The following is a 24,897-nucleotide window of genomic DNA, read 5'->3' as shown; positions in this document are numbered from 1 at the left end:
GGCTCGGTCCCTGAAAGGAGAGGACAATGGTTGCGGTACGCAGTGCACATTTAAATAAAGCGGGTGAATTCGATCCAGGACAGTGGATCGCGAGTCTGGGTGTAACCAGTCAACCGTCGTGTGAGCGCTTAACCGAAACCTGGGAATATTGTCTGCGGCAAACCGAGGGGCATCCTCAGGCAGAGCAACTGCTTGGGCGCGGTATTGAGATGGTGGAGATCCTCTCAATGCTCAGTATGGATATCGACACGCTGCGCGCGGCGCTGCTGTTTCCGCTGGCAGATGCCGAAGTGGTCAGCGAAGAAGTGCTTCGTGAAAGCGTCGGCACGTCGGTGGTGAACCTTATCCACGGCGTGCGCGACATGGCGGCTATCCGCCAGCTCAAAGCCACCCATACGGACTCCGTCTCTTCAGAACAAGTCGATAACGTTCGCCGCATGCTGCTGGCGATGGTGGATGATTTCCGCTGCGTGGTTATCAAGCTGGCAGAGCGTATTGCGCACCTGCGCGAAGTAAAAGATGCGCCGGAAGATGAGCGCGTGCTGGCGGCGAAAGAGTGCACCAATATCTACGCTCCGCTGGCAAACCGCCTGGGCATCGGGCAAATGAAGTGGGAGCTGGAAGATTACTGCTTCCGCTACCTGCATCCTGCGGAATACAAACGTATCGCAAAACTGCTCCACGAGCGGCGTATCGATCGTGAACACTATATTGATGAGTTCGTCGGTCATTTGCGCGCCGAGATGAAAACCGAAGGCGTCAAAGCCGAGGTCTATGGCAGACCGAAGCATATTTACAGCATCTGGCGAAAAATGCAGAAAAAACACCTCGCGTTTGACGAGCTGTTTGATGTGCGCGCCGTGCGCATTGTCGCCGAGCGCTTGCAGGACTGCTACGCCGCACTGGGCATCGTGCACACCCATTATCGCCATCTGCCGGATGAGTTCGATGATTACGTCGCCAACCCTAAACCGAACGGTTATCAGTCTATCCATACGGTTGTCCTCGGTCCTGGCGGGAAAACGGTAGAAATTCAGATTCGCACCCGCCAGATGCATGAAGACGCAGAACTTGGCGTTGCGGCGCACTGGAAGTACAAAGAGGGCACCGCCACAGCAGGCAGCCCGCGCTCGGCGCACGAAGATCGTATTGCCTGGCTGCGTAAACTGATTGCCTGGCAGGAAGAGATGGCGGACTCCGGCGAAATGCTCGACGAGGTGCGCAGCCAGGTGTTTGACGACCGGGTGTATGTCTTTACGCCTAAAGGGGATGTGGTGGACTTACCGGCGGGCTCCACGCCGCTGGATTTCGCCTACCATATCCACAGCGATGTGGGCCACCGCTGCATCGGCGCAAAAATCGGCGGGCGCATTGTGCCCTTTACCTACCAGCTGCAAATGGGCGATCAGATAGAAATCATTACCCAGAAACAGCCGAACCCAAGTCGCGACTGGCTGAACCCAAACCTGGGTTACGTTACCACCAGTCGCGGGCGCTCGAAAATCCATGCCTGGTTCCGTAAGCAGGATCGCGATAAAAACATTCTGGCCGGGCGGCAGATTCTGGATGATGAGCTGGCGCATCTGGGCATCAGCCTGAAAGAGGCGGAGAAGCACCTGCTGCCGCGCTACAACTTTAACGAGCTGGATGAGCTGCTGGCGGCCATTGGCGGTGGCGATATTCGCCTCAACCAGATGGTCAACTTCCTGCAAGGGCAGTTCAATAAACCGAGTGCGGAAGAGCAGGATGCCGCCGCGCTAAAACAGTTGCAGCAGAAAACCTACAGCCCGCAAACCCGCAGCAAAGACAACGGGCGCGTGGTTGTGGAAGGCGTGGGCAACCTGATGCACCATATCGCGCGCTGCTGCCAGCCGATACCGGGCGATGAAATTGTTGGTTTTATCACCCAGGGGCGCGGTATCTCGATCCACCGCGCCGACTGCGATCAGCTGGAAGAGCTGCGTAACGTCGCGCCGGAGCGCATTGTCGATGCGGTGTGGGGCGAAAGCTACTCCGCCGGGTACTCGCTGGTGGTGCGGGTGACGGCCAACGATCGCAGCGGCCTTCTGCGCGATATCACCACGATACTCGCAAACGAAAAGGTCAACGTGCTTGGGGTTGCCAGTCGCAGCGACACCAAAGAACAGCTCGCCACCATTGATATGAATATCGAAATCTATAACCTTCAGGTGCTTGGCCGCGTGCTGGGCAAACTCAATCAGGTTCCGGACGTTATCGACGCTCGTCGCCTGCACGGTGGTTAATTTTCCCTCTGCCGTCCCGCCCCTCAGTTCTCGGGGGGCGGGTGAGGGCAAAACATTTCTCAATGCAAGGAATTCACATGACTCAAATCGACCGTTTGCTCGGGATTATGCAACGCCTGCGCGACCCACAAACTGGCTGCCCGTGGGACAAAGAGCAAACTTTTGCCACCATTGCGCCATATACCCTGGAGGAGACTTACGAAGTGCTGGACGCCATCAACCGGGAAGATTTTGACGATCTGCGCGGTGAGCTGGGCGATTTACTCTTCCAGGTGGTGTTTTATGCGCAAATGGCGCAGGAAGAGGGGCGCTTTGATTTTAACGATATCTGTGCAGCGATTAGCGACAAGCTGGAGCGCCGCCATCCGCACATCTTCGGCGATGCTAAGGCGGGTAACAGCCACGAAGTGCTGGAGCGCTGGGAGCAAATCAAAAGCCAGGAACGGGCGGAAAAAGCGCAGCACTCTGCGCTGGATGACATTCCCCACAGCCTGCCTGCGCTGATGCGCGCGCATAAAATCCAGAAGCGTTGCCAAACGGTAGGTTTTGACTGGGCCACTATCGGCCCGGTGCTGGATAAAGTCTATGAAGAGATAGACGAGGTGATGGATGAAGCGAAACAGGCGGTCGTTGACGAAGCGCGGCTCGAAGAGGAAGTGGGCGATCTGTTGTTCGCCACGGTGAATCTCTCCCGCCATCTCGGAGTGAAAGCAGAAGTTGCGCTGCAAAAAGCCAACCTGAAATTTGAGCGTCGTTTTCGCGAAGTGGAGCGCATTGTGCATGAACGTGGGCTGGAAATGACCTGTGTAGATCTGGAAACAATGGAAAAAGTCTGGCAGCAGGTAAAACGCCAGGAACATGATCTTTAAAGAGTTTGTGGCATCAGGCGCGATTTGTGTGATTTTTTAAATAACAAGCGATTGATTTGCGTCAAAAACATTTACCCGAAAGCGGCTATTTTCACACTCCTTATGTTTGTCAGAAAGCCTTGAGAAGCGCCTCTTCAGGTGATTCAGATTGCAACAAGGCAGCAACGGAGTAAATCCTCGCAAGCCGACATTTGCCAGCCTGAGGGGTATACGAGTGAAGCCTGTGCCGACGCGGCTTGAAGAAGGAAGGAGCGGGCGTAATGAAAGTTTGTGGCAAGAGCCTTGATCGGGTATACTGCTTTCCCGTCCTGGTTATTCCATCGTCTTTTAAACCTAACTTCTCAGGTTCAGCATGACAACGAACTATATTTTTGTGACCGGCGGGGTCGTATCCTCTCTGGGTAAAGGCATTGCCGCAGCCTCCCTAGCAGCCATTCTTGAAGCCCGTGGCCTCAACGTAACCATCATGAAACTGGACCCGTATATCAACGTCGATCCAGGCACAATGAGCCCAATTCAGCACGGGGAAGTGTTCGTTACCGAAGATGGCGCTGAAACCGACCTGGACCTGGGTCACTACGAGCGTTTTATTCGCACGAAAATGACGCGTCGTAATAACTTCACCACAGGTCGTATCTACTCTGAAGTTCTGCGTAAAGAGCGCCGCGGCGACTATCTTGGCGCGACTGTACAGGTTATCCCTCATATCACGAATGCCATCAAAGAGCGCATCATCGAAGGCGGCGAAGGCCACGACGTAGTGCTGGTTGAAATTGGCGGTACCGTTGGCGATATCGAATCGCTGCCGTTCCTTGAAGCTATCCGTCAGATGGCCGTAGAAGTGGGCCGCGAGCGCACCCTCTACATGCACCTGACGCTGGTGCCGTACATGGCGGCTTCGGGTGAAGTGAAAACGAAACCGACACAGCATTCTGTAAAAGAGCTGCTTTCGATTGGTATCCAGCCGGATGTTCTGATTTGCCGTTCCGATCGCGCCGTTCCTGCTAACGAACGGGCAAAAATTGCTTTGTTCTGCAACGTTCCGGAAAAAGCCGTTATTTCTCTGAAAGATGTCGATTCCATTTATAAAATTCCGGGCCTGTTGAAATCTCAGGGGCTGGACGATTATATTTGTAAACGATTCAGCTTGAACTGCCCGGAAGCAAACCTGGCCGAATGGGAGCAGGTGATTTACGAAGAAGCGAATCCGGCAGGGGAAGTCACTATTGGTATGGTCGGCAAGTATATTGAACTGCCGGACGCATACAAATCAGTTATCGAAGCACTGAAACACGGTGGGCTGAAAAACCGCGTAACCGTCAACATTAAGTTGATTGATTCGCAGGATGTTGAAACGCGCGGTGTTGAGATCCTTAAAAATCTTGACGCCATCCTTATCCCTGGCGGCTTTGGCTACCGTGGTGTGGAAGGTAAAATCGCCACCGCACGCTATGCGCGTGAAAATAATATTCCTTACCTGGGGATTTGCCTGGGTATGCAGGTTGCGTTGATTGAATTTGCTCGTAACGTCGTCGGAATGGCAGACGCCAACTCCACGGAATTTGTGCCAGACTGTAAATACCCGGTGGTGGCGCTGATTACCGAGTGGCGCGACGAAAATGGCAATGTCGAGCAGCGTTCTGAGAAGAGCGATCTCGGCGGCACCATGCGTCTTGGCGCACAGCAGTGCCAGCTGGACGACGAGAGCCTGGTTCGCAAGCTCTATGGCACGCCGACAATTGTTGAGCGCCATCGTCATCGTTACGAAGTCAACAACATGCTGTTGAAACAAATTGAAGCTGCAGGTCTGCGTGTTGCGGGCCGTTCCGGTGATGATCAGTTGGTCGAGATCATCGAGGTTCCGAATCATCCGTGGTTTGTTGCCTGCCAGTTCCATCCGGAGTTTACTTCTACGCCGCGTGACGGGCATCCGCTGTTTGCAGGCTTTGTAAAAGCCGCGAGCGAGTATCAAAAACGCCAGGCGAAGTAAAAAAGTTACAACGACAGCGCTGCTACAGCGCTCCGGCATTATGCGTTCTGTAACACAGCAGCCCGTGAGTGAGTCCTGGTAAGCGCCGGGGTAAGCAAGCGGGCTGGTGCGGTTCCAGGGCGAAGTATGAACAGAGCGGGCATCGTGTGTCTGGAGTTTTAGTTAACTTGTACTGAGGAAAACCTAATGTCCAAAATCGTTAAAGTCATCGGTCGTGAAATCATCGACTCTCGTGGTAACCCGACTGTTGAAGCCGAAGTACACCTGGAAGGTGGTTTCGTAGGTCTGGCCGCTGCGCCGTCAGGTGCCTCCACGGGTTCCCGCGAAGCGCTGGAACTGCGCGATGGCGACAAATCCCGTTTCCTGGGTAAAGGCGTAACCAAAGCTGTTGGCGCGGTTAATGGCCCGATCGCTCAGGCTATCATTGGCAAAGACGCCAAAGATCAGGCTGGCATCGATAAAATTATGATCGATCTGGATGGCACCGAAAACAAATCTAAATTCGGCGCTAACGCGATCCTGGCGGTTTCTCTGGCGGTTGCTAAAGCTGCTGCTGCTTCTAAAGGTCAGCCGCTGTATGAACACATCGCTGAACTGAACGGCACCCCGGGCAAATACTCTATGCCGGTTCCGATGATGAACATCATCAACGGTGGCGAGCACGCTGACAACAACGTCGACATTCAGGAATTTATGATCCAGCCGGTTGGCGCTTCCAGCGTGAAAGAAGCTATCCGTATGGGTTCTGAAGTCTTCCATCATCTGGCGAAAGTACTGAAAGCCAAAGGCATGAACACTGCTGTGGGTGACGAAGGTGGCTACGCGCCGAACCTGGGTTCTAACGCCGAAGCACTGGCAGTCATCGCAGAAGCGGTTAAAGCGGCTGGCTACAAACTGGGCGAAGACATCACCCTGGCGATGGACTGCGCAGCCTCTGAGTTCTACAAAGATGGCAAATACGTTCTGGCTGGCGAAGGCAACAAAGCGTTCACCTCTGAAGAGTTCACCCACTTCCTGGAAGATCTGACCAAACAGTATCCGATCGTTTCCATCGAAGATGGTCTGGATGAATCCGACTGGGATGGCTTTGCATACCAGACGAAAGTGCTGGGCGATAAAATCCAGCTGGTGGGTGACGACCTGTTCGTAACCAACACCAAAATCCTGAAAGAAGGTATCGAAAAAGGTATCGCTAACTCCATCCTGATCAAATTCAACCAGATCGGTTCTCTGACCGAAACCCTGGCTGCAATCAAGATGGCGAAAGATGCTGGCTACACCGCCGTTATCTCTCACCGTTCTGGCGAAACTGAAGATGCTACCATCGCGGATCTCGCGGTAGGTACTGCAGCAGGCCAGATCAAAACGGGTTCTATGAGCCGCTCCGATCGCGTTGCTAAATACAACCAGCTGATTCGTATCGAAGAAGCGCTGGGCGAAAAAGCACCGTACAACGGTCGTAAAGAGATCAAAGGCCAGGCATAACGCCGACGCTTTTGCAGAAAATGCCAGTCTGATGACTGGCATTTTTTTTGCTTCTCCTCACACGCAAGCCCCTGCGCAGCTATGTTATATAAACTCAATAGCCCTATCCGGTGAGGAGGAAAAATGTTAGAGCAAATCAAAGGAAAGCTGGTGGTTTCCTGCCAGGCGCTGGAAGATGAGCCGCTGCACAGCCCGCAAATTATGGCAAAAATGGCGCTTGCCGCGATGCAGGGCGGCGCGGCGGGCATTCGTGCCAATAGCGTGGTGGATATCACGGCCATCAAGCAGGAGGTGGCGCTGCCGGTGCTGGGGATCATTAAGCGCCATTACGCAGGCAGCGAAGTATTTATTACGCCAACGCTGAAAGAGGTGGATGAATTAATGCGCGCAGAACCGGAGATGATTGCGCTGGATGCCACTGACCGCGCGCGGCCAGACGGTGAAACGCTGGCGCATCTGGTGGCACAAATCCGCCGTCGCTATCCGCAACTGTTATTGATGGCGGACACCGCAAGCATTGAGCAGGCGCGCCACGCGGAAAAACTCGGCTTTGATTGCGTTGGCACCACGTTATACGGTTACACGCCGCAGACGAAAGGCCACAGCTTGCCGGAGAATGATTGTCGCTATTTGCAGGAGATGCTGGCTGCGGTGCGCATCCCGGTTATCGCCGAAGGGAATGTGGATACGCCGCAAACGGCTGCGCGCTGCCTGGCTCTGGGAGCGCACGCGGTGGTTGTCGGCGGGGCGATTACCCGCCCGCAACAAATCACCCGGCGTTTTGTTGATGCGCTTAGTGCGTAAAGTAACCACATATTGGCGGGGAAACTATCATCGCCGCCAATGTATGAGCCCGTTACACGTATCGTGCGCCGCTGGCCAGTTGCAGTCGTCAGTGTTTTCAGCACGGTAGCCCCGCATATTCAGGCAGAACCCTGCCCCAAAGTTGCGCAGCGCAAATGGCGCATGATCCCCGCTGGCTTATCTGCAATAATTACTGTTTACCCCATAACAGAGCTGATTATGCAGTACCCGATTAACGAGATGTTCCAGACCCTGCAAGGCGAGGGTTATTTTACCGGCGTTCCCGCCATTTTTATTCGTTTACAGGGATGCCCGGTTGGGTGCGCCTGGTGCGACACCAAACATACCTGGGATAAGCTTGCGGATCGGGAGGTGTCGCTTTATAGCATCCTCGCGAAGACGAAAGAGAGCGATAAATGGGGCGCGGCGAGCAGCGAAGATTTGCTGGCCATTATTCAACGGCAGGGCTGGACGGCGCGCCACGTGGTGATCACGGGTGGCGAGCCATGTATTCATGACCTGATTGAATTAACGGCGCTGCTGGAAAAAAATGGCTTTAGCTGCCAGATAGAAACCAGCGGTACGCATGAAGTTCGCGCGTCGCACACCACCTGGGTCACGGTGTCGCCGAAAGTAAATATGCGCGGCGGTTATGATGTGCTGCAATCGGCGCTGGAGCGCGCCGATGAAATCAAACACCCTGTCGGGCGTATGCGTGACGTTGAAGCGCTGGATGAGCTGCTGGGCAAGCTTGCGGATGATAAGCACCGGGTGATTGCCCTGCAACCCATTAGCCAGAAAGAGGATGCCACGCGGCTGTGTATTGAAACCTGCATTGCTCGCAACTGGCGTTTGTCGATGCAAACACATAAGTACCTCAATATTGCCTGATATAAAACCTGCCGTGTGCAGGTTTTTTTGCTTCTCTGGTTTTATATTGTCTGAATTTACGTCTGTTTATTCCCTGGGGCTTTTTTTGCAAGTATTCACGTTGCTGGTTAAATAAACTTGAATTGATTGCCTTGTGTTTTACGTCAACGCGAGGCTATTTATTAAAATACTATACCAAAGGGATATAAATATGATTGAACATACATCAGAAAAAAATAGAATATCCAGACAAGACCTTTCTCAAAGCAGTGTTTCTTCTTCATCATGTTTTTATCAACGTAACCATGCGAATTTTTTAAGTCATATAGAGGGCACCCGATCTTCAGCTGAAAATATTACCTTCAGTAAAAAAAGTGTTGATGCGTTAGCGAAGGCAGGAATTGGGTCTGAAGACATAACCGTTGTTAAATTATTGGCGCGAATTTTTGGGGGGAATAAAAATCACACAGCATTAAAAAAAGAGATGATACTAGATTTTATCAGGCAGGCTCTTTGGGGTAAAAACGAGGAAAATGATGCATGGGCAGCGCCGGTTGAACATCAGATATATAAAAGAAAGTTATCCGAAAATGATTCCGGCACTACAGTCGTACTCAAAAAATTGATGACCGCTAAAAACAATATAAAACTGAGGCCGCAAAATAATGATTTTAATAACGGTCAGGTTGCGGAGAATACGCCTGGTGAACCCTGTAATAAATTAGCAGCCAGGCGGGAAGCGGAGCGGCGCATCCAGTTAGGGTTCCCGTGGAAGGTTTATGCCTGTAAGGCTGGTCTGAAATCTGACGAAGTCTATCAGTTGATGCGATTTGCGACAACGCAATATGCAGCACAAGAAGTCATGCAGGGTAAACCGTACCATGAGGTTGCGGATAAATACCAGCTCACCGCGAAATACACGGATCTGCTGGAAATGATATCAGCACGGGCACTTACCGACCGCGCTTACACCAACAGCGATATCGCCAGGTTAAAAAACGACCCTTATTTTACGGTAATTACCGCACAGCTAATTGAAGAACTGCTTGGCGGCGGGGCTTCCGGGGACAATGAAAAGGTAGATCCCAATCAATACGCAGCTGAAGTACAGCGCGTTCGGGCGGGAGAAAGCTGCACGAAAATAGCCCACTCACTTAATCTTTCTGTTGAGGATCATAATGCGCTGGAGAAGCAGGTGGCGAAACAAATTATCGCGCCGCGTATTAAAAATGGCACACCATTTGCCAGCGCTGTCCTTGATGCGGATATTAATTTTAAAGGCGGCGCTATGATCTGGCTTGTGAAAAATATGCCGCTGACGCATTGAGCTTTGGCGTAAAGAGTTGATGCTGCGTCGGGTAAGCAGCGTGTCACCGCCCTGGTAACTATCCTTTTTTCGGCCCGTTAATGTTCGCAATCGCAGGCCGTGAATTATCTTAATTATCTTTTTATGGTGGGTTTTTAAAGCGCGTGTTCTTAAAGTGGCCTTAATTATACAGGCTGATTTTACCCGATGATAAGCCTATGATCGGGGCGAAAAAGGTTAATATTTTTTGCTAAAAAGGATTTTAAGCAAATTATGACAATAAGTTCAATGACTGCATTTTCAATGGATTTTTTCTCATTAACAGGGAAAACTGCTATCGTCACCGGGGGCAATACCGGTCTGGGCCAGGCATTTTCGATGGCGCTGGCAAAAGCCGGAGCCAATATTTATATTCCGAGCGTTTCTCAGGACGAAGGTGAAACCCGCGCGCTTATCGAACAGCAGGGTGTTGATGTCGAACTGGTGCATACAGATATTACCCGTCCTGGCGCGCCGCTGCAGGTTATTACTGGCTGCTGTGAGCGTTTCGGCACGGTTGATATTCTGGTGAATAATGCGGGTATTTACACATCCAATAAAGTGCAGGATTTTACGCGCAGCGACTGGGACCCGATGATTAATGTGAATCTCACCGCTGCCTTTGAATTAAGCTATGAAGCAACAAAGGTGATGATCCCGCGCCAGGCCGGCAAAATTATCAATGTCTGCTCCGTATTATCCTACCGTGGCGGGCAGTGGTCCCCCGCGTATTCCGCAACAAAGCATGCGCTGGCCGGCTTTACCAAAGCCTATTGTGATGAGTTAGCAAAATATAATATTCAGGTAAACGGTATTGCACCGGGATATTATGCAACAGCGACCACCCGCGTAACGCGCGCGAAAGCAAAAACCAACAAGTGGGTGCTGGATCATATTCCTGCGAACCGCTGGGGAGATACGCAGGACGTTATGGGCGCGATAATTTTTCTTGCCAGCCGGGCATCAGATTATGTCAACGGGCATCTGCTGGTGGTGGATGGCGGCTTTCTGGTGCGCTAAGGTAGCGCACCCGGCAAACACGCGGCGCTTATTCCCCGCGATAAACACAGCCTGCCGTGCAGGTTTCTTTGATCATCACCGCGCTCAGCAGCGGCACTACCGGTTTCATCTGATCCCAAATCCATTTTGCCAGCACTTCGCTGGTTGGATTCTCAAGGCCTGGGATCTCATTAAGGTAATAGTGATCGAGCCTGTCATAGAGCGGTTTAAACGCGGCTTTCAGCTCAGCAAAGTCCATAATCCAGCCGGTATGAGGGTCCACCTCGCCGGTTATCTCCAGGCGCACCATAAAAGAGTGGCCATGCAGGCGGCCGCACTTGTGCCCCTGCGGAACATGCGGCAGATGGTGAGCGGCTTCAAAGGTGAAATCTTTAAACAAGGTGGTAGACATAATGGACTCTCAGGCATTCATAAAACCGCCGCATGGTAGCGGATATGACCTTTTTTAGCATTAATTAAAACCGCTAAAAGCGCCTTTGATAGCGCCTGAACAAAAGGATAAGTGATTTTTCTTTTTGATTCATATGGTTATCTAATCGGTTTTAGTGTTAATAACTATAACTAAAACAGGTTAGTCCGTTTGGTTATTTATTATTTCCAACCTTTCTTTAATTGTTACTATCGCCGCCGTTAACCTTAGTTTACTGCATATTATTTTAAATTTTCCCAATGGACTTTGCGCTGCCCGGAAACGCGTTGCGCGAGTGAGCAAGGGCTTTTACTGGAACATAACGATCAATGACGACTCAGGCATTGCTTCCGCTAAATCCGGAGCAACTGGTGCGCCTTCAGGCGGCCACTAACGATTTGACTCCGACCCAGCTTGCCTGGGTTTCCGGTTACTTCTGGGGCGTGCTGAATCAGCAGCCAGGCAGTGGTGCTACAACCCAGGCAACGGCGGTGGAAGCACCGGCGATTACGCTGCTTTCAGCCTCGCAGACCGGGAACGCCAGGCGCGTAGCGGAAGCGCTGCGTGATGATCTTCTGGCCGCAAAGCTGAACGTTACCCTGGTCAACGCCGGGGATTACAAATTCAAGCAGATAGCGCAGGAAAAACTGCTGCTGGTGGTGGCGTCGACACAAGGTGAAGGTGACGCGCCGGAAGAAGCCGTCGCCCTGCACAAATTCCTGTTCTCCAAAAAAGCGCCGAAATTGACCGGCACCGCCTTTGCGGTGTTTGGCCTCGGCGATAACTCGTATGAATTCTTCTGCCAGGTCGGGAAGGATTTCGACAGCAAACTGGCCGAGCTGGGCGCAGAGCGTCTGCTGGACAGAGTGGATGCGGATGTAGAGTACCAGCCCGCCGCCGCCGAGTGGCGCGCACGCGTGGTGGAACTGCTGAAATCCCGCGTACCGGCTGAATCTCCGGCGCAGGCAGCGCAGACCGCAACCGGCACGGTGAATGAAATCTTCTCCAGCCCGTACAGTAAAGAAGCCCCGCTGAGCGCCACGCTGTCGGTAAACCAGAAAATCACCGGGCGCAACTCCGAAAAAGATGTGCGGCATATCGAAATCGATTTAGGCGACTCTGGCCTGCGCTATCAGCCAGGGGATGCATTGGGCGTCTGGTACCAGAACGCGCCGGAACTGGTTAAAGAGTTAGTCGAGCTGCTGTGGCTCAAAGGCGACGAGCCGGTGACGGTGGATGGCAAACAGTTGTCGCTTTCGCAAGCGCTGGAATGGCACTTTGAGCTGACGGTGAACACCGCCAATATTGTGGAAAATTACGCGACGCTTACCCGCAGCGAATCACTGCTGCTGCTGGTGGGCGATAAGGCGCAGTTGCAGCACTATGCCGCGACCACGCCAATCGTGGACATGGTGCGTTTCTCCCCGGCGCAACTTGATGCGCAGGCGTTGGTTGATTTACTGCGCCCGCTCACACCGCGCCTCTACTCCATTGCCTCTGCACAAGCGGAAGTGGAGAGCGAAGTGCACATCACCGTTGGCGTGGTGCGCTACGAGATAGAAGGCCGCGCGCGTGCAGGCGGTGCGTCCAGCTTCCTTGCCGATCGTGTGGAAGAAGACGGCGAAGTGCGGGTGTTTATTGAACATAACGATAACTTCCGCCTGCCGGTAAATCCGCAAACATCGGTCATTATGATTGGGCCGGGCACCGGCATCGCGCCATTTCGCGCCTTTATGCAACAGCGCGCCGCCGATGAGGCGCCGGGCAAAAACTGGCTGTTCTTTGGCAACCCGCACTTTACCGAGGATTTTCTCTACCAGGTGGAGTGGCAGCGTTATGTCAAAGAGGGTGTACTGAACCGTATCGATCTGGCGTGGTCCAGAGATCAACAAGAAAAAATTTACGTACAAGACAAACTGCGCCAACAGGGCGCGGAACTGTGGCGCTGGATTAATGACGGCGCGCACATTTATGTCTGCGGCGATGCCAATCGCATGGCGAAAGACGTCGAGCAGGCTTTACTGGACGTGATTGCCGAATTTGGTGGCATGGACACCGAAGCGGCAGATGAATTTTTAAGTGAGCTGCGCATTGAGCGCCGTTATCAGCGAGATGTCTACTAATGAGTGAAAAACATCCAGGCCCACTGGTGGTCGAAGGTAAACTGGCCGATGCCGAACGCATGAAGCTCGAAAGTAACTATCTGCGCGGCACCATTGCTGAAGATTTAAATGATGGGCTGACCGGCGGCTTCAACGGTGACAACTTTCTGCTGATCCGCTTTCACGGCATGTATCAGCAAGACGATCGCGATATTCGCGCCGAGCGCGCCGAGCAAAAACTCGAACCGCGCCATGCCATGATGCTGCGCTGCCGCTTGCCTGGCGGCGTGATCACCACTAAACAGTGGCAGGCGATTGATAAATTCGCCCACGATAATACGCTGTATGGCAGCATTCGCCTGACCAACCGCCAGACGTTTCAGTTCCACGGTATTTTGAAGAAAAACGTCAAACCGGCGCACCAGATGCTGCATTCCGTTGGGCTGGACGCGCTGGCGACCGCCAACGACATGAACCGTAACGTGCTGTGCACCGCTAATCCGTATGAGTCGCAGCTGCATGCACAGGCTTATGAGTGGGCGAAAAAGATCTCCGAACATCTGCTGCCGCGTACCCGTGCCTATGCAGAAATCTGGCTCGATCAGGAAAAAGTTGCCACCACCGATGAGGAGCCGATCCTCGGCCAGACGTATTTACCGCGTAAATTTAAAACCACGGTTGTTATCCCTCCGCAGAACGATATCGACCTGCACGCGAACGACATGAACTTCGTGGCGATTGCGGAAAATGGCAAGCTGGTCGGTTTTAACCTGCTGGTAGGCGGTGGCCTTTCCCTTGAGCACGGTAATAAGAAAACCTACGCGCGCACGGCAAGCGAGTTTGGGTATCTGCCGCTTGAGCACACGCTGGCGGTCGCCGAAGCCGTGGTCACCACGCAGCGCGACTGGGGCAACCGTACCGATCGTAAAAACGCCAAAACCAAATACACGCTGGAGCGTGTTGGCGTGGATACTTTCAAAGCGGAAGTGGAGCGCCGCGCGGGGATCAAATTTGCGCCTGTTCGCCCGTACGAGTTTACCGGTCGCGGCGATCGCATTGGCTGGGTGAAAGGTATCGATAATAAATGGCACCTGACGCTGTTTATCGAAAACGGTCGCATCCTGGACTACCCGGAGCGCCCACTGAAAACCGGTCTGCTGGAAATTGCTAAGATCCATAAAGGCGAGTTTCGCATCACCGCTAACCAGAACCTGATCATCGCGGGCGTGCCGGAAAGCCAGAAAGGGAAAATTGAGAAACTGGCGCGCAGCCACGGGTTAATGGATGCTGTGACGCCCCAGCGCGAAAACTCAATGGCCTGCGTTTCGTTTCCGACCTGTCCGCTGGCGATGGCGGAAGCCGAGCGTTTCCTGCCATCGTTTATCGATAACGTGGACGCGCTGATGGCAAAACACGGGCTGGCTGACGAGCACATCGTGCTGCGTGTCACTGGCTGCCCGAACGGCTGTGGCCGTGCGATGCTGGCGGAAGTGGGCCTGGTGGGTAAAGCGCCAGGGCGCTATAACCTGCATATTGGCGGTAATCGTATCGGTACGCGCATTCCACGCATGTACCGGGAGAATATTACCGAGGCGGAGATCCTCACCGTTTTAGATGAGCTGATTGCCCGCTGGGCGAATGAGCGTGCAGAGGGTGAAGGCTTCGGCGATTTCACTATCCGTACCGGTATTATTCGCCCGGTGCTCGATCCCGCGAGGGATTTCTGGGAGTAACGCTCCTCTCCTGCCGTTCTGCGGCAGGGGATGAGGCAACAAAAGAGGTCACTATGTCCGAACTCAATCTGCAAGTGCTTAACGAACTACCCAAAGTGGAGCGCGTGTTGCAGCTGGCTGAAACCAATGCACAGCTGGAAAAGCTCAGCGCTGAAGAGCGTGTTGCCTGGGCGCTGGAAAATTTGCCTGGTGAATATGTACTCTCCTCAAGCTTTGGTATCCAGGCGGCAGTGAGCCTGCATCTGGTGAATCAGGTGCAGCCAGGCATTCCGGTTATCCTGACCGATACCGGCTATCTGTTTGCAGAAACCTACCAGTTTATTGATGAGCTTACGGACAAGCTGAACCTGAACCTGCAAGTCTATCGCGCAGAGCAAAGCCCGGCATGGCAGGAAGCGCGTTACGGGAAGCTGTGGGAGCAGGGCGTTGAAGGGATTGAGAAGTACAACGAGATCAACAAAGTCGAGCCGATGAACCGCGCGCTTGCCGAGCTGAACGCGCAAACCTGGTTTGCCGGGCTGCGGCGTGAGCAGTCCGGCAGCCGTGCAAACCTGCCGGTGCTGGCGATTCAGCGCGGGGTATTCAAGGTGCTGCCGATCATCGACTGGGATAACCGCACCGTCTATCAGTACCTGCAAAAACACGGCCTGAAATATCATCCTCTCTGGGATCAGGGCTATCTTTCCGTAGGGGATACCCATACCACCCGCAAATGGGAGCCGGGCATGGCCGAAGAAGAGACGCGCTTCTTTGGCTTAAAACGCGAGTGCGGTCTGCACGAAGGTTAAATATCCATTCAGCCTGCGTATGCGCAGGCTGAGCATTGTCTCCCGCCAGGTTTTACATACCAGCCTCTCTTTTCCGCACTTTCACCATGCTTAATGAATCTTTTCAGGGCTGATTTTGCCGTTATAAATACATAGCCATTCCGTAGGGTTATTATTTTCCGCCATTGCCCGGCGGTAATAGGGCGTATGTATTCTGGAGAATAATAGTAAGCATTATTTTTATGCTTCTATTATTTCAATTACCAGAGAGTTTAATTAATTCTGCGTATTCACCCACTATTTCTTTCTGCGCTGCACTTATATTGTTTGTTTGCTCATATTGAGTGCGCTATTTGCACGGCGAAAGTGCGTTTCACGACCTGAATAACAGACGTGCTTAATTTTCAGAATTTTCATCTAAAAATAAAATCTATTAAATCAAAAGGTTGCTAAAAATTTCCAAAAATATGACGAACCAATGATTAATTGGTTCACAAGTTGCTATTGTTAATCGGCAGGACTCAGATATCGAAAAATACAACCGTCTGTTATTACATGAAAAAGTAACACGAATGCGGATGAACCAATATGGAAAAACCATCACGGTATCTGGCTAATTCCAGTACAGCGCTTGAACAATTACGTGGGCTCATACAACAACACGAGTCAACACCAGGGACTCCCCTGCCCACGGAACGTGAACTGGCGGAAACGTTAGGCGTTGGGCGGCGAGAAATTCGTCGTGCACTGGATGTTCTGGAAGAAGAGGGGCGCATCTGGCGCAAGCAGGGCAAAGGCACTTTTATCGGCCCTGCTGCGCCAGTTGCGTCGCTTACCCTGCAAGGACTTGTGCAACAAACAAACTTACTGGAGGTGATGGAAGCCCGCTTGCAAATCGAACCGGGACTCGCCCGGCTGGCGGCATTACGCGCAAGCCCCGAGAACCTGGCACTAATGCAACGCATGCTTGAACGCATTGATAACGTCAAAGCGGACGATCCGGATCTGAATGAGCTCTGGGACAGCGCTTTTCACCGGGCTATCGCTGAAGCGGCAGGAAACCGCTTGATGCTCGGCCTCTTTGATGCCGTTGATGCCGTACGCCGGGAACCCGGCTGGCACCATATCCGCGAACTTGCTCGCACCCCTGCACGCGTGGATCGCTACAACGATCACCACCACAGGATTATGTACGCAATACAGCAGCGCCAGCCGCAAATCGCGGCAGCGGCGATGCGGGAACATCTGCTCGACCTGCAACACGCCCTGATTCAGGCCATTCATCTTGAGGACGAAAGGTATGACGACAGTCCCTTTTAAAGACGCCGCGCCTGTTTTGCGTCTGCAAAACCTGAACGTGCAGTTTGCCGGTTCGCCAGTCAGTGTGCTGGACAGTATTTCTCTTACCGTAAAGCGTGGCGAAACGCTGGCGCTGGTGGGGGAGTCTGGCTGCGGTAAAAGCATTACTTCGCTGGCGCTGATGGGGCTTTTACCCGCCAGCGCGCAAATCCTCGGCGGCGAAATGCATTTTCGCCATCACAACCTGCGTAATCTTTCACCGCGTGAATATGCCGATCTGCGCGGCAACGAGCTGGCGATGATTTTTCAGGAGCCAATGACCTCGCTGAACCCGGCATTTACCCTGGGCGATCAGCTGAGCGAGGCGGTAATGCGCCACCAGCAACTCTCGCGTGAGAAAGCGATGGAAGCGGCGCTACGCATCCTTGAAAAGGTGCAAATCCCCGCGCCGGAAATGCGCCTGAAAGCCTGGCCGCATCAGTTATCCGGCGGTATGCGCCAGCGGGTGATGATTGCGATGGCTCTGATTAACCAGCCTCGTCTGCTGATTGCCGACGAACCGACCACCGCGCTGGATGTGACCATCCAGGCGCAAATCCTCGCCCTGCTCAATACGCTAAAAGCCGAAACCGGCACGGCGGTGCTGATGATAACCCACGATCTTGGCGTGGTGGCAGAAGTGGCCCAGCAGGTGGCGGTGATGTACGCAGGCCAGGTGGTTGAGCAGGGGAGCGTTGAGGCGATTTTTGCCGACCCGCAACACCCTTATACCATCGGGCTGATGGGATCTATCCCTTCGCTTGGCGCGCGTAAAGGCCAGCTCGCCACCATTCCGGGCGCCGTACCGCTGCCAGAAGCGATGCCGTCAGGCTGCCGCTTCGCCACCCGTTGCCCCTTTGCGCAAACGCGCTGCCATCAGGAAAAACCTGCGTTGTTACCACAAGGGCGCGACCACCACGTTGCCTGTTTCCGCGCCCCGCTGGAACAGCACATTGCGCTGGGAGAAACTGCATGACAAAACCCATTCTGGAGGCCCGCGATTTAAGCAAACGCTTTTCCGGGCCGACGCGGCTTTTTGCGCCTAAACGTTACGTAACTGCGGTCGATCGTGTCTCACTCAGCGTCTTTCCCGGCGAGACGCTGGCCATTGTTGGCGAGTCCGGCTCCGGTAAATCGACCCTTGGACGTCTGTTGCTGCGCCTGCTTTCTGCCACCGAAGGGCGCGTTTTTTACCAGGGCGAAGAGATAACCGACGCCCGCGGATCGCGGCTTAACCAGCTCAGGCGCGAGCTGCAAATCATTTTTCAGGACCCCTTTGCCTCGCTCAACCCGCGCATGACGGTGGAGCAAATCGTCGGTGAACCCTTGTGGCTGCACCAGCAGATGAGCAAAGCGGAGCGCCAGGGGCGTGTGGCGGAGCTGCTCGCCACCGTCGGCCTGCCTGCGGCGTGGGCGCGGCGCTATCCGCATGAATTCTCAGGCGGCCAGCGCCAGCGTATTGGCATCGCCCGCGCGCTGGCGTGTGGGCCAAAGCTGCTGCTCGGCGATGAACCGGTTTCGGCGCTGGACGTGTCGGTGCAGGCGCAGGTGGTGAACCTGCTGGAAAATCTTAAACATCAGTTTGGCCTGACGATGGTGGTGGTGGCGCATGGTCTGGCGGTTATTCGCCATATGAGCGACCGCGTGGCGGTGATGTATCTGGGTCAAATCGTTGAAATGGCTACCGTTGATGAAATCTTTGATGCGCCGCTACACCCCTATACGCAGGCGCTGATCGCCTCTGCGCCGCAGGCTCAGCCAGGCATTAACCGGCAAACGCCGCTGTTGCAGGGCGATTTACCCAATCCGGCAAGCCCGCCGCAGGGCTGCCGTTTCCATACCCGTTGTCCTTACGTCACCGAAGAGTGTCGGCTGTGCGAGCCCATTACCCAGGTGCTCGAAGGCGGTCGTCAGGTCTCGTGTCATCGCTGGCAGGAGATCAACCGCGATCGCAGCATTATCCAGATAGCTCCACCATCTGCCGCGTTTTTGCGCCGACGCGCGCTGTTCGAACACGCGGCCTCTCAAACATCTCTTTAAAGGAATAAGTAATGATAGTGCGAAATTCTCTTTTGACTGTTCTGGGAAGTGTTCTGTTGCTGGGCGCGGCGCTGCCCGCCCAGGCTGAAAGTGTGCTGCGCGTGGGACTGGGTGCGGACCCGGATATGCTCGATCCGCACCTGGCGCGGACTTACTATGGCCGGTTTGTGTTTGCTTCGCTGTGCGATCGGCTGGTGGATGTGGATGAAAACCTGAAAGTTGTGCCGGGGCTGGCCACGGCCTGGTCGTGGAGCGACGACGGCAAAACCCTGACCCTGGATTTGCGCGAAGGCGTGACGTTCCATGATGGCGAGAAGTTTGATGCGAACGCGGCAAAATTCAGCCTGGATCGTGCGCTCACGCTGCCCGGTTCCTTGCGCAAAAGCGAGCTATCTTCCGTGGAGTCCGTAGAAGTGACCGGGCCGATGCAGATAGCGCTGCATCTGAAAACGCCGGACTCTGCTCTGCTGATGCAGCTCACCGATCGCGCTGGCGCGATGCTGGCACCCACAGCGGCGAAAAAAGCCGATTTCGCCGCGCACCCGGTTTGCTCCGGGCCTTATAAATTTGACAGCCGTGTTTCCCAGGATCGCATCGTTTTAACGCGTTTTGAAAACTACTGGAATAAAAGCGCCTATCACTTCGATAAAGTTATCTATCTGCCCATCCCGGATGCTTCTGTGCGCCTGGCGAACCTGCGCGCAGGCGATCTGGATCTGACCGAAGGCATTGCCGCAAGCGATGTGAAAACCGTGCAGAACGACAGCAAATTGCAGTTGGCGAAGATTACCGGTCTTGGCTATCAGGGCATCACCTTTAACATCAACAACGGCAAAGTCCCGGCCAACGATCCGTTTAAAGATGCCCGCGTGCGCGAAGCGTTTTCTGCCGCTATCGACAGAGACGCACTCAATCAGGTGGTATTCGAAGGCATTTACACTCCGGCAAACCAGGCATTCTCCACCGTCAGCCCTTACCACGTGGCGCTGCCCGTTGCGCCACGCGACGTGGAAAAAGCCAAAGCGCTGCTGAAAGAAGCTGGAGTCAAGACGCCGCTCACCGCTTCGCTGCTGGTGCCGAATAACCCGATATCCCAGCAGGTGGGGCAAGTGTTGCAGGCGATGACGGGGGAAGCCGGTTTTAACCTCCAGTTGCAAATGACCGAGTTCGCTACGCTGCTTGACAGGCAGCAAAACGGCGACTACCAGCTGAGCTTCTCCGGCTGGTCAGGCCGCCCGGACCCGGACGGCAGCATCTACGGCTTTATTCACAGCAAAGGCACGCTTAACGATGGTCGTTACAGCAATGCGCAGGTTGATGAGTGGCTGACCCAGGCACGCCTGCAAAACGATCCGGCAACGCGCAAGGCGCTGTACGAGAAAGTGGTGAACCAGTTGCAGGTGGATATGCCGATTGCCTATCTCTACTTTGAGCCGCGCCTGTTTGGGCTGAATAAAAAGGTCCAGGGTTTTACCCCTTATCCCGACGGGATTGTGCGTCTGGCGGGCATTACGCTCGCAAAATAAACGGCTACAGGAGAAACCATGCTGGAATTGATTTGCAAACGTCTGCTGCTCGCCGTCCCGACGTTGTTGCTGGTCAGTATGATGGTGTTCGGGCTGCAAAAATTGCTGCCCGGCGACCCGCTGACCGCCATGCTTGGGGAGGAGCGCGATCCAGCTGTGATCGCCCAGTTACGCGCGGAATTAAACCTGGATGCACCGATCCCGGTGCAGTATTTCCACTGGCTGACCCGTGCCGTGCAGGGGGATTTAGGTGTCTCCTTACGCACCCAGGAGCCGGTAACCTCGCTTATCGCCACCAAATTACCGGTCACGCTTGAGCTGTCGCTGCTGGCGATGATCATCGCGCTGGTGTTTGGCATCAGCATGGGGGTGCTGGCGGCGGTGAATAAAAATAGCTGGATCGATCACGGGGCTAACTTTGTCGCTATCTCCGGGATCTCGGTGCCGCATTTCTGGCTGGGGATTTTGTTGATCCTGATTTTCTCCGTCAATTTGCAGTGGTTACCAGCCTCCGGGTTTGTGCCTTTTAGCGAAAACCCGCTGCAAAACCTGCGTACGCTGCTGTTGCCTGCGCTGGTGCTGGGCACGGGTCTGGCCGCGACCTTAATGCGCCATACCCGTGCGTCCATGATTGCGGTACTGAAAGCCGACTATATTCGCACCGCCCGCGCCAAAGGGTTGTTGCCAAAGGCAGTCATTATGAAGCACGCGTTTCGCAATGCATTAGTACCGGTGATAACCCTGACCACGCTGTTGTTCGGCGAATTACTGGGCGGGGCGGTGTTGACCGAACAGGTCTTCACCATTCCGGGCTTTGGCAAAATGATTGTTGATTCCGTATTTAACCGTGATTACGCGGTGGTGCAGGGCGTGGTGCTGGTGGTGGCTATCGGTTTTCTGCTGCTTAACCTGCTGGCGGATGTGTTGTATGTGCTGATTAACCCGAAAATGCGGAGCGAATAATGGCGGAACTGACCACTGCTGGCGTGGCGGCAACGCCGCTGCGCACAGAGAACCGGGTGCTGAAACGGTTTCTTGGCAACAAAAGCGCGGTGATTGGCGCGGTGATCGTGGGCGTGTTTGTGCTGCTGGCCCTGCTTGCCCCGTGGATTGCGCCCTTCGATCCGCTGAAAGCGAACTTTCTGGCGGTGCGTAAGCCTCCTTCGGAGCTGTACTGGTTCGGCACGGATGAGCTGGGGCGCGATATTTTGTCGCGCATGATTTGGGGCGCGCGTACGTCGCTGCTGGCAGGCTGCGTGTCGGTGGTGATAGCGGTGGTCATCGGCGTGCCGCTTGGCCTGCTGGCGGGCTACTTTCAGGGCATTTGGGATGGCGTGATTTCCCGCATTATCGAAGCGTTGCTGGCCTGCCCGTTTTTGATTATGGCTATCGCGCTGGGCGCATTTTTGGGGCCGAGCCTGACCAACGCGATGATCGCCATTGGTCTGTCGGCAATGCCCATCTTTGCCCGTCTGACGCGCGGGCAGGTCATCGCCATTCGTAACGAAGAGTATATCGAAGGCGCACGCGCGATTGGCCTGCCCGATCGCTGGATAATCGTGCGTTATGTGTTACCCAATGTGATGTCACCAATCCTTGTGCAGGCGACGCTTGCCGTTGCCTCGGCAATCATCACGGAAGCGAGCCTTTCCTTTCTTGGCCTCGGTCAACAGCCGCCAGGCCCTTCATGGGGCGCGATGCTCAATACTGCAAAAGGATTCCTGGAGCAGGCGCCCTGGATGTCCATTTTCCCCGGCGTGGCTATTTTTCTGACAGTGCAGGGTTTTAATTTACTGGGCGACGGGCTGCGTGATGCGCTCGATCCTCGCCACGACTAAGGAGTTTGAATGACCAAAGCGATAGATTTTAACGTCAGGTATGATTCACGCCGGGTGCCCATGATGGGGCGCAATGCGGTGGCCACCTCTCAACCTCTGGCGGCCCAGGCGGGGATGCGCATGCTACAGCAGGGCGGTAACGCGGTGGATGCGGCAATCGCGACGGCGATGGCCCTGACGGTGGTCGAACCGACAGGATGCGGCATTGGCAGCGACGCGTTTGCCATTGTCTGGGATGGTAAGGCGCTGCACGGGCTGAACGCCTCAGGGCGCTCTCCGGCGGCGTGGCACGGGGAAATGCACGCAGATCTCAAGACGATGCCGGAAATTGGCTGGCATACGGTGACGGTGCCCGGCGCGGTTTCCGGCTGGGTGGCGCTGGCGGAGCGTTTCGGCTCGCTGCCGTTAACCACGCTGGCGCAACCGGCTATCGAGTATGCCAGAGAGGGCTTCCCTGTCTCGCCGCTGATTGCCCATCTCTGGCAGCGTGGGTATCTAAAATTGAAAGACCAGCCTGGTTTCAGCGACTGTTTTGCCCCGCTTGGGCGAGCGCCAAAAGCCGGGGAAATTTTCCGTAATCCGGCGCAGGCTCACACGCTGGAACTTATCGCAAAGACCAAAGGCGAGGCGTTTTATCGTGGCGAGCTGGCGCAAAAAATCGCCGCTTTCGCCGGGCAGCATGGCGCGCATCTGAGCCTTGAGGATCTGGCGAATCATAAAGCGGACTGGGTCGGGCTGCTGTCGCGCGAGTTTGCCGGTGGCTCCGTGCAGGAACTGCCGCCGAACGGGCAGGGAATTGCCACGCTGATTGCGCTTGGCATTCTGGAGCAGTGCGGGATAGAACGCTACGATCCGGACTCGGTGCAGTCGCTGCATCTGTGCATCGAGGCGATGAAGCTGGCGCTTGCCGATCTCGATCGTTACGTGGCCGACGAAGATCATATGGAGTTTTCCGCCGATCTTCTGTTAAGCGATCTCTATCTGAAATCCCGCGCGGCGCTTATCGATCCTGACAAAGCATCGGATTTTGTGTTTGGCGCGCCGACGCAAAGCGGCACGGTTTATCTTTCGACCGCGGATGCCAGCGGCATGATGGTGTCATTTATTCAGTCTAACTTTATGGGTTTTGGCTCCGGCGTGGTGGTGCCGGAGACCGGTATCAGCCTGCAAAACCGCGGCTGTGGTTTTGTGCTCGACCCTGAGCACCCGAATCGGCTTGCGGGGGGTAAACGCCCCTTCCACACCATTATCCCCGGCTTTGCGATGGCGGCAGACGGCAAACCGCTGATGTCTTTCGGCGTGATGGGCGGGCCAATGCAGGCGCAAGGGCATATGCAGATGGCGCTGCGTATTATGCTGCACGGGCAAAACCCGCAGGCGGCGATCGATGCGCCGCGCTGGCGCGTGGTGAAAGGCCGGGAGGTGATTGTGGAGGCGACGTTTGACCGAAATATCATCGCGGGTCTGCGCGAGCGCGGACACCTGATTACGGTTGAAGATCCGCTAAGTGATTACAACTTTGGCGGGGCGCAGGCCATTTACCGCATGCCGGAAGGCCACTACGCGGCGGCGAGCGAGAGCCGCAAAGATGGGCAGGCGCTGGTCAGTTAAGGTGCATCATTTAACCCGCGCGCTGTACAGGCGCGGGTTGCGTACTAGCCCAGCGTAAACGGGTCGGCATCCTGCCAGGCAGGAAACTGCTTGCGATACTCTCTGAGCGCTTCCAGCGACAGTTGTGCATCAATACGTGTTGCCTGATGCGGGTCTGCGTCGGCCACGATTTCACCCTGCGGGCTGACCACCAGGCTGTCGCCACGGTAGTGATGCCCGTTACCGTCGGTGCCTACCCGGTTACACCCGGCGACCCAGGCCTGATTTTCGATCGCGCGCGCCACCAGCAGCGCCTGCCAGTGCAGGGAGCGAGGCGCGGGCCAGTTGGCAACATACAGCAACAGATCGTAATCATCGCGGTTGCGCGACCAGACCGGGAAGCGCAGGTCGTAGCAAACGAGCGGCAGGATGCGCCAGCCACGCCACGAAAACACGACGCGCTCGCGACCGGCTTCATAATGCTGGTGCTCGTTCGCCATGCGAAACAGATGCCGCTTATCGTAGCGGTGCACGTTGCCTTCCGGTTCGACCAGCAAAAAACGGTTTACCGCGCCCTGTTCCGTTTGCAGCGCGGCGCTTGCGGCAATTAACGCATTGTTCTGGCGTGCTTTATCGCGCATCCAGGCGATAACATCCTGCTCAGAAAGCGACTGTTTTGCCGCTTCCATCGCAAAGCCGGTGGTAAACATTTCAGGCAAAACAATGATGTCGCGCCCGCTCACCCCTTCAAGCTGCACATCGAAATGGCGCAAATTAGCCTGCCCGTCCATCCAGACCAGCGGCTGCTGTAACAGAGAAATTTTTAAGCCAGGCACAATGTCGACTCCCCCTAAGGCCACCTCTTCACACTGTAGCATGCGAAGATATAAAAAAACCCGCGAGTTCA

At 54.7% G+C, this 24,897-nt stretch carries 20 protein-coding genes; 18 read left to right on the top strand and 2 right to left on the bottom strand.

Features of this window, described 5'->3' with window-relative positions; all coding sequences use genetic code 11:
* Nucleotides 1–26: 26 nt before the first annotated feature.
* The 8 genes from relA (at nucleotide 27) to ACTU3N_RS17935 (ending at nucleotide 10,647) form a co-directional block, all read left to right on the top strand.
* On the top strand, nucleotides 27–2,264 hold the full coding sequence (gene relA / locus ACTU3N_RS17970) for a GTP diphosphokinase (protein WP_443087492.1): 2,238 nt from the start codon (nucleotides 27–29) through the stop codon (nucleotides 2,262–2,264).
* Nucleotides 2,265–2,341: 77 nt separating this feature from the next.
* Nucleotides 2,342–3,133: a nucleoside triphosphate pyrophosphohydrolase gene (gene mazG, locus ACTU3N_RS17965; protein ID WP_443087491.1), complete on the top strand. Its 792-nt coding sequence runs from the start codon at nucleotides 2,342–2,344 to the stop codon at nucleotides 3,131–3,133.
* Between the two features lie 352 nt (nucleotides 3,134–3,485).
* Nucleotides 3,486–5,123 (top strand): glutamine hydrolyzing CTP synthase, encoded by a 1,638-nt coding sequence (gene pyrG, locus ACTU3N_RS17960; RefSeq protein ID WP_443087490.1) that lies wholly within the window; start codon nucleotides 3,486–3,488, stop codon nucleotides 5,121–5,123.
* A gap of 186 nt (nucleotides 5,124–5,309) precedes the next feature.
* Nucleotides 5,310–6,608 carry a phosphopyruvate hydratase gene (gene eno, locus ACTU3N_RS17955; RefSeq protein ID WP_443087489.1) on the top strand — a complete coding sequence of 433 codons (1,299 nt, stop codon included), beginning with the start codon at nucleotides 5,310–5,312 and terminating at the stop codon, nucleotides 6,606–6,608.
* A 123-nt stretch (nucleotides 6,609–6,731) separates the two neighbouring features.
* A complete protein-coding gene (locus ACTU3N_RS17950; RefSeq protein ID WP_443087488.1) occupies nucleotides 6,732–7,412 on the top strand; it encodes an N-acetylmannosamine-6-phosphate 2-epimerase in 681 nt (226 codons plus the stop codon).
* Between the two features lie 219 nt (nucleotides 7,413–7,631).
* A complete protein-coding gene (gene queE / locus ACTU3N_RS17945; protein WP_443087487.1) occupies nucleotides 7,632–8,303 on the top strand; it encodes a 7-carboxy-7-deazaguanine synthase QueE in 672 nt (223 codons plus the stop codon).
* A 190-nt stretch (nucleotides 8,304–8,493) separates the two neighbouring features.
* Nucleotides 8,494–9,609, top strand: a complete 1,116-nt coding sequence (locus ACTU3N_RS17940; protein WP_443087486.1) for a hypothetical protein — start codon at nucleotides 8,494–8,496, stop codon at nucleotides 9,607–9,609.
* A 252-nt stretch (nucleotides 9,610–9,861) separates the two neighbouring features.
* On the top strand, nucleotides 9,862–10,647 hold the full coding sequence (locus tag ACTU3N_RS17935; RefSeq protein WP_443087485.1) for an SDR family NAD(P)-dependent oxidoreductase: 786 nt from the start codon (nucleotides 9,862–9,864) through the stop codon (nucleotides 10,645–10,647).
* A 28-nt stretch (nucleotides 10,648–10,675) separates the two neighbouring features.
* Here the strand turns inward: ACTU3N_RS17935 and queD are convergent, their stop codons facing one another.
* Nucleotides 10,676–11,038, bottom strand: coding sequence for a 6-carboxytetrahydropterin synthase QueD (queD, locus tag ACTU3N_RS17930; RefSeq protein ID WP_443087484.1), 363 nt, complete (start codon nucleotides 11,036–11,038; stop codon nucleotides 10,676–10,678).
* 347 nt (nucleotides 11,039–11,385) lie between these two features.
* Here queD and cysJ point away from each other — a divergent pair, with 347 nt between their 5' ends.
* The 10 genes from cysJ to ACTU3N_RS17880 all read left to right on the top strand — a co-directional run bounded on the left by cysJ (nucleotide 11,386) and on the right by ACTU3N_RS17880 (nucleotide 24,011).
* Entirely contained in the window at nucleotides 11,386–13,179 is a 1,794-nt protein-coding gene (gene cysJ / locus ACTU3N_RS17925; RefSeq protein WP_443087483.1) for an NADPH-dependent assimilatory sulfite reductase flavoprotein subunit, read from the top strand.
* Nucleotides 13,179–14,891 (top strand): assimilatory sulfite reductase (NADPH) hemoprotein subunit, encoded by a 1,713-nt coding sequence (gene cysI, locus ACTU3N_RS17920; RefSeq protein WP_443087482.1) that lies wholly within the window; start codon nucleotides 13,179–13,181, stop codon nucleotides 14,889–14,891. Before cysJ ends, cysI begins: the two co-directional genes overlap by 1 nt.
* Nucleotides 14,892–14,944: 53 nt before the next feature.
* Nucleotides 14,945–15,679 carry a phosphoadenosine phosphosulfate reductase gene (gene cysH, locus ACTU3N_RS17915; protein WP_443087481.1) on the top strand — a complete coding sequence of 245 codons (735 nt, stop codon included), beginning with the start codon at nucleotides 14,945–14,947 and terminating at the stop codon, nucleotides 15,677–15,679.
* A 567-nt stretch (nucleotides 15,680–16,246) separates the two neighbouring features.
* Complete coding sequence (locus tag ACTU3N_RS17910; protein ID WP_443087480.1) at nucleotides 16,247–16,978, top strand: FadR/GntR family transcriptional regulator; 732 nt, start codon at nucleotides 16,247–16,249, stop codon at nucleotides 16,976–16,978.
* The gene (locus ACTU3N_RS17905; RefSeq protein WP_443087479.1) at nucleotides 16,959–17,972 is read left to right on the top strand and encodes an ABC transporter ATP-binding protein; all 1,014 of its coding nucleotides are present in this window, start codon (nucleotides 16,959–16,961) and stop codon (nucleotides 17,970–17,972) included. Before ACTU3N_RS17910 ends, ACTU3N_RS17905 begins: the two co-directional genes overlap by 20 nt.
* Complete coding sequence (locus tag ACTU3N_RS17900) at nucleotides 17,969–19,036, top strand: ABC transporter ATP-binding protein (RefSeq protein ID WP_443087478.1); 1,068 nt, start codon at nucleotides 17,969–17,971, stop codon at nucleotides 19,034–19,036. Before ACTU3N_RS17905 ends, ACTU3N_RS17900 begins: the two co-directional genes overlap by 4 nt.
* Nucleotides 19,037–19,047: 11 nt before the next feature.
* Nucleotides 19,048–20,562 carry an ABC transporter substrate-binding protein gene (locus ACTU3N_RS17895; protein ID WP_443087477.1) on the top strand — a complete coding sequence of 505 codons (1,515 nt, stop codon included), beginning with the start codon at nucleotides 19,048–19,050 and terminating at the stop codon, nucleotides 20,560–20,562.
* An 18-nt stretch (nucleotides 20,563–20,580) separates the two neighbouring features.
* The gene (locus tag ACTU3N_RS17890) at nucleotides 20,581–21,525 is read left to right on the top strand and encodes an ABC transporter permease (RefSeq protein WP_443087476.1); all 945 of its coding nucleotides are present in this window, start codon (nucleotides 20,581–20,583) and stop codon (nucleotides 21,523–21,525) included.
* Nucleotides 21,525–22,400, top strand: a complete 876-nt coding sequence (locus ACTU3N_RS17885; RefSeq protein WP_443087475.1) for an ABC transporter permease — start codon at nucleotides 21,525–21,527, stop codon at nucleotides 22,398–22,400. The genes ACTU3N_RS17890 and ACTU3N_RS17885 overlap by 1 nt, the downstream gene beginning before the upstream one ends.
* Before the next feature lie 9 nt (nucleotides 22,401–22,409).
* Nucleotides 22,410–24,011, top strand: coding sequence for a gamma-glutamyltransferase family protein (locus ACTU3N_RS17880; RefSeq protein WP_443087474.1), 1,602 nt, complete (start codon nucleotides 22,410–22,412; stop codon nucleotides 24,009–24,011).
* A gap of 44 nt (nucleotides 24,012–24,055) precedes the next feature.
* On the opposite strand, the gene ACTU3N_RS17875 is transcribed toward ACTU3N_RS17880, so the two are convergent.
* Nucleotides 24,056–24,826 (bottom strand): amidohydrolase, encoded by a 771-nt coding sequence (locus tag ACTU3N_RS17875; RefSeq protein WP_443087473.1) that lies wholly within the window; start codon nucleotides 24,824–24,826, stop codon nucleotides 24,056–24,058.
* Between the last annotated feature and the right edge of the window lie 71 nt (nucleotides 24,827–24,897).

It is taken from the genome of Vagococcus sp. WN89Y (assembly GCF_052220145.1).
GTDB lineage: Bacteria > Pseudomonadota > Gammaproteobacteria > Enterobacterales > Enterobacteriaceae > Kosakonia.
This window is presented reverse-complemented; position numbering and strand designations above follow the sequence as displayed.

Bases quoted from the DNA above. Each gene is read 5' to 3' on its own strand.
- ACTU3N_RS17890 (WP_443087476.1), top strand. From the start codon at position 20,581: ATGCTGGAATTGATTTGCAAACGTCTGCTGCTCGCCGTCCCGACGTTG.
- eno (WP_443087489.1), top strand. From the start codon at position 5,310: ATGTCCAAAATCGTTAAAGTCATCGGTCGTGAAATCATCGACTCTCGT.
- ACTU3N_RS17940 (WP_443087486.1), top strand. From the start codon at position 8,494: ATGATTGAACATACATCAGAAAAAAATAGAATATCCAGACAAGACCTT.
- queD (WP_443087484.1), bottom strand. From the start codon at position 11,038: ATGTCTACCACCTTGTTTAAAGATTTCACCTTTGAAGCCGCTCACCAT.
- ACTU3N_RS17885 (WP_443087475.1), top strand. From the start codon at position 21,525: ATGGCGGAACTGACCACTGCTGGCGTGGCGGCAACGCCGCTGCGCACA.
- mazG (WP_443087491.1), top strand. From the start codon at position 2,342: ATGACTCAAATCGACCGTTTGCTCGGGATTATGCAACGCCTGCGCGAC.
- queE (WP_443087487.1), top strand. From the start codon at position 7,632: ATGCAGTACCCGATTAACGAGATGTTCCAGACCCTGCAAGGCGAGGGT.
- ACTU3N_RS17910 (WP_443087480.1), top strand. From the start codon at position 16,247: ATGGAAAAACCATCACGGTATCTGGCTAATTCCAGTACAGCGCTTGAA.
- ACTU3N_RS17935 (WP_443087485.1), top strand. From the start codon at position 9,862: ATGACAATAAGTTCAATGACTGCATTTTCAATGGATTTTTTCTCATTA.
- ACTU3N_RS17895 (WP_443087477.1), top strand. From the start codon at position 19,048: ATGATAGTGCGAAATTCTCTTTTGACTGTTCTGGGAAGTGTTCTGTTG.
- ACTU3N_RS17880 (WP_443087474.1), top strand. From the start codon at position 22,410: ATGACCAAAGCGATAGATTTTAACGTCAGGTATGATTCACGCCGGGTG.
- ACTU3N_RS17905 (WP_443087479.1), top strand. From the start codon at position 16,959: ATGACGACAGTCCCTTTTAAAGACGCCGCGCCTGTTTTGCGTCTGCAA.
- relA (WP_443087492.1), top strand. From the start codon at position 27: ATGGTTGCGGTACGCAGTGCACATTTAAATAAAGCGGGTGAATTCGAT.
- cysH (WP_443087481.1), top strand. From the start codon at position 14,945: ATGTCCGAACTCAATCTGCAAGTGCTTAACGAACTACCCAAAGTGGAG.
- ACTU3N_RS17900 (WP_443087478.1), top strand. From the start codon at position 17,969: ATGACAAAACCCATTCTGGAGGCCCGCGATTTAAGCAAACGCTTTTCC.
- cysI (WP_443087482.1), top strand. From the start codon at position 13,179: ATGAGTGAAAAACATCCAGGCCCACTGGTGGTCGAAGGTAAACTGGCC.
- ACTU3N_RS17950 (WP_443087488.1), top strand. From the start codon at position 6,732: ATGTTAGAGCAAATCAAAGGAAAGCTGGTGGTTTCCTGCCAGGCGCTG.
- cysJ (WP_443087483.1), top strand. From the start codon at position 11,386: ATGACGACTCAGGCATTGCTTCCGCTAAATCCGGAGCAACTGGTGCGC.
- pyrG (WP_443087490.1), top strand. From the start codon at position 3,486: ATGACAACGAACTATATTTTTGTGACCGGCGGGGTCGTATCCTCTCTG.